At 75.1% G+C, this 4743-nt stretch carries 2 protein-coding genes and 1 pseudogene; all 3 read left to right on the top strand.

What is annotated here, in order from left to right; genetic code table 11:
• Window positions 1-22: 22 nt before the first annotated feature.
• A pseudogene (locus IG05_RS50825) lies at window positions 23-322 on the top strand (acyltransferase domain-containing protein); the annotation flags it as partial.
• A gap of 158 nt (window positions 323-480) precedes the next feature.
• Window positions 481-3201, top strand: coding sequence for a type I polyketide synthase (locus tag IG05_RS0140710; RefSeq protein WP_199808483.1), 2721 nt, complete (start codon window positions 481-483; stop codon window positions 3199-3201).
• Between the two features lie 30 nt (window positions 3202-3231).
• The coding region (locus IG05_RS0140705; protein ID WP_037815848.1) for a type I polyketide synthase at window positions 3232-4743 on the top strand (1512 nt) is incomplete at its 3' end.

The following is a 4743-nucleotide window of genomic DNA, read 5'->3' as shown; positions in this document are numbered from 1 at the left end:
GGTGGCGGCGCGGGGCCGGCTGATGCAGGCCCTGCCGGCGGGCGGTGCGATGGTCGCCGTGGCCGCTTCCGAGGCGGAGATCACCGAACACCTCGGCGACGGTGTGGACTTGGCGGCGGTCAACGCTCCCGGTTCGGTCGTTCTCTCCGGTGAGGAAGTGGCCGTCCTCGCCCTGGCGGAGAAGCTGCGTGAGCAGGGCCGCCGGGTGAAGAGGCTGACCGTCTCGCACGCCTTCCACTCGGCGCTGATGGAGCCGATGCTGGACGGCTTCGCGCAGGCGCTGGACGGGCTGACCTGGAACGAGCCGGCGATCCCGGTGGTGTCCAACGTGACCGGCCGCCTCGCTGAGCCGGGCCAGCTGTCCGGCCCCGCCTACTGGGTCGGCCATTCGACCACCGCCACTACTGGCTGCAGGCGGCCCCCGCCACCGACGCCGTCGCCCTCGGGCAGAGCACCGCGAACCACCCACTGCTGGGCGCGGTGGTGGAGGTGCCGGAGACCGGCGGTGTGCTGTGCACGTCCCGGCTGTCGCTGCGGACGCATCCCTGGCTGGCGGACCACGCGGTCGGGGGAGTGGTGCTGGTGCCCGGCACCGGGCTGGTCGAACTGGCCGTACGGGCCGGTGACGAAGTCGGCTGCGGGATGCTGGACGAACTGGTCATCGAGGCGCCGCTGGTCGTGCCCGAGCAAGGCGGCGTACGCGTCCAGGTCGCCGCCGGCGGGCCCGACGACGAGGGGGCGCGGACGGTGGCGGTGTACTCCGTCCGGGAGGACGCGGCCGGTGACATCGGCAGCGCGGCCTGGACCCGGCACGCCACCGGCACCCTCACCCCGGCGGTCCCCGCGGCCGGCGGCACCTTCGACTTCACCGCGTGGCCGCCGCCCGGCGCCGAGCGGGTGGAGGCGGACGTCGACGCCTTCTACTCCGGGCTCACCGAGAAGGGCTACACCTACGGCCCGGTCTTCCAGGGGCTGCGGGCGGTGTGGCGGCGCGGCGACGAGGTGTACGCGGAGGTCGCACTGCCGGACGGACAGCGGGCGGAGGCGGCCCGGTTCGGCATCCACCCCGCCCTGCTCGACGCGGCCCTGCACGCCAACGGATTCGTCACCCCGGCCGACGCGACCGCTTCCGGCGGCGCGCCACGCACGGTCCTGCCGTTCGCCTGGAACCGGCTGGCGCTGCACGCGTCGGGCGCGTCGGCGCTGCGGGTGCGGGTCGCGCCGTCCGGGCCCGACGCGGTGGCCGTGCAGGCCGCGGACGAGACCGGTGCGCCGGTGCTGACGACGGAGTCCCTGGTGTTCCGCGCGGTCAGTGCCGAACAGCTGGAGGCCGCGGCCGGTGCGCCCGGCGCGGACGCGCTGTTCCGCGTGGAGTGGACCGACCTCGCAGTGCCGGCCCGCTCGGGCGGCCCGGCACCGGCCTGGGCGCGGGTCGCCACCCCCGCCGACCTCGTCGGGGACAGCGTGCCGGAGCTGCTGGTCGTACCGGCCGACGGCGCCGACGACGCCCTGGAGCGCACCGACCGGGTCCTGGGTGTGCTCCAGGCCTGGCTGGCCGACGAGGGGCTCGTGGACTCCCGGCTGGTGGTCGTGACCCGGGGCGCGGTGCCCGCCGCCGGCGAGGACACCGTGACCGACCCGGCGGGTGCGGCCGTCTGGGGGCTCGTACGGGCCGCCCAGGCGGAGAACCCCGACCGCATCACCCTCATCGACACCGACATGCCGCCGGCGGACGACGAGTCCCTCGCCGCCCTCCTCACCACCGCCGCCGCGGCCGGTGAACCGCAGCTCGCGCTGCACGGTACGACCGTCCGCGCCCCGCGCCTGGTACGAGCCGCCACCGCCGCCGCGGACCCGGGCTGGGACCCGGACGGCACGGTCCTCGTCACCGGCGGCACCGGTTCGCTCGGCGCCCTGCTGGCCCGGCACCTGGTCGAGCGGCACGGTGTCCGGCACCTGCTGCTGGCGAGCCGGCGCGGACCGGACGCCGGGGGCGCGCGGGACCTGGTCGCCGAGCTGACCGCGCTCGGCGCGACGACGGTACGGGTGGCCGCCTGCGACATCGCCGACCGGGACGCGCTCGCCGCCCTGCTGGACTCCGTACCCGACGAGCACCCGCTGACCGCCGTCCTGCACACCGCGGGCGTCCTGGACGACGGTGTGATCGGCACGCTCGACCGGGAGCGGCTGGCCCACGTCTTCGCGCCGAAGGTGGCGGCCGTGCGGCACCTGGACGAGCTGACCCGCACACGGGACCTGACGACGTTCGCGGTGTTCTCCTCCGCCTCCGGGCTGTTCGGCTCGGCCGGCCAGGGCAACTACGCCGCCGCCAACGCCTGGCTGGACGCCGCGATGGCCCGGCGCCGGGCGGCCGGCCTGCCCGCGCTGTCCCTGGCCTGGGGACCCTGGGAGCAGACCACCGGGATGACCGCCGGCGCGGAAGCGGCGGCCCGCACCCGCGGCAACCGGCGCGGTGGCATCCTGCCGCTCACCCCGCGGGAGGGCCTGGCCCTCTTCGACGCGGCCCTGGCCGGCGACGACCCGCTGCTCGTCCCGGTCAAGCTGGACCTCAGGGCCGTACGCGCCGAGGCGGCCACGGGCCCCGGGGTGCCGCCGCTGCTCCGCCAACTCGTCCCGGCCGGACGGCAGTCGGCACGGGCCGCCGCCGGGGACGGCCTGCTGCGCCGGCTGGCCGGCCTCGACCGCGACCGGCAGGAGGCCCTGCTGCTGGACGTCGTCCGCGGCCATGTGGCCGGCGTGCTCGGTCACACCGGGGCGGACGGCGTCGGCGCGGAAACGGCGTTCAAGGACGCCGGGTTCGACTCCCTCACCTCCGTGGAACTGCGCAACCGGCTGCGCGCCGCGACCGGCGTCAACCTCTCCGCCACCGTGGTCTTCGACTACCCCACACCGCTCGCCCTGGCCCGCCACCTGCACGGCGCACTCGTCCCCGAGGGTGCGGCAGGGCAGCGGCCGGCGGCGGAGGCCGACGAGGAACGGCTGCGGCACGCGCTGATCAGCCTCCCGCTGGAGCGGTTCCGGGAGGCCGGCCTGCTGGACGCGCTGGTCGAACTGGCCGCCCTGGAACCCGGCGCACCCGCGTCCGGCGCACCGGACACCACCCCGGGGGCGCTGGCCGACCTGGACGTCGACGACCTCGTACACCTCGCGCTCGGCGACAGCGAATCCCTCGAAGGCTGACGCGGCACACGACAGATTGGGGCAGGGACAGTGAGTGCTTCCTACGAGAAGCTTGTCGAGGCGCTGCGGAAGTCGCTGGAAGAGGTCGGCACGCTGAAGAAGCGGAACCAGCAGCTGCTGGCCGCCTCGCGCGAACCGATCGCGATCGTCGGCATGGCCTGCCGGCTCCCCGGCGGTGTCGACACCCCGGAGGACCTCTGGGAGTTGGTCGCCGAGGGCCGTGACGGAGTGTCCGGCTTCCCGGACGACCGCGGGTGGGACCTCGACACCCTGCTGGACGCCGACCCCGAGAGGACCGGCACCTCCTACGTCGACCAGGGCGGATTCCTGCACGGCGCCGGCCGGTTCGACGCGGAGTTCTTCGGCATCTCCCCGCGCGAGGCGCTGGCGATGGACCCGCAGCAGCGGCTGCTCCTCGAAACCTCCTGGGAGGCGCTGGAGCGGGCCGGCATCGACCCGCTGACGCTGAAGGGCACCGACGTCGGCGTCTTCAACGGGATCATGGGCGTCGACTACTTCGCCGGCGGCAGCGTCCCGCCGGAACTGGAGGGCTTCACCGGCACCGGCGCCGCGTCCAGCGTCGCCTCGGGCCGCATCTCCTACGTCTTCGGCTTCGAGGGCCCCGCCGTCACACTCGACACCGCCTGTTCCTCCTCCCTGGTCGCCATCCACCTCGCCGTCCAGGCCCTGCGGCGCGGCGAGTGCACGATGGCCCTGGCAGGCGGCGCCACCGTCATGGCCACCCCCGGCCTGTTCATCGACTTCTCCCGGCAGCGGGGCCTGGCCGCCGACGGCCGCTGCAAGGCCTACTCGGACCCGATCGAGGCGCAGGCCCTCCTCGCGACCTACGGCCAGGACCGCGAACAGCCCCTGTGGCTGGGCTCGTTGAAGTCCAACATCGGACACACCCAGGCCGCCGCGGGCGTCGCCGGTGTCATCAAGATGATCCAGGCCATGCGGCACGGTGTCCTCCCGGCCACCCTGCACGTCGACGAACCGTCCCCCCGCGTCGACTGGGACGCGGGCGCCGTACGTCTGCTGACGGAGTCCCGCGAGTGGCCGGAGGTGAACCGGCCGCGCCGAGCCGGCGTCTCCGGCTTCGGCGTCAGCGGCACCAACGCGCACGTCGTCCTGGAGCAGGCCCCCGACGAGCCCGGCACCGAGCCGGTGGCTCCCGCCGAAGGTCCGAAACCGGTCGTGGTGTCGGCGCGGAACGAGGCGGCCCTCGCCGGACAGGCGGAACGGCTGGCGGAACTCCTCGCCGGCACCGGTACCCCGCTGGAGGCCGTGGCGGGCGCGCTGGTGTCCCGGCGGGCGGTGCTCTCCGAGCGGGCTGTGGTCCTCGCCGAGAGCCGCGAGGAGGTGCTGTCCGGGTTGCGGGCGCTGGCCGCCGGGGAGACGTCTCCGCTCGTCGTCAAGGGTTCCGGTGCCGACGGGAGAACGGTGTTCGTGTTCCCGGGGCAGGGGTCGCAACGGGTCGGCATGGGTCGTGAGTTGTACGACCGGTATCCGGTGTTCGCGCGGGCGTTGGACGATGCGTGC

It is taken from the genome of Streptomyces sp. NRRL S-1022 (assembly GCF_000720135.1).
In the GTDB taxonomy this organism is placed as follows: domain Bacteria; phylum Actinomycetota; class Actinomycetes; order Streptomycetales; family Streptomycetaceae; genus Streptomyces.
This window is presented reverse-complemented; position numbering and strand designations above follow the sequence as displayed.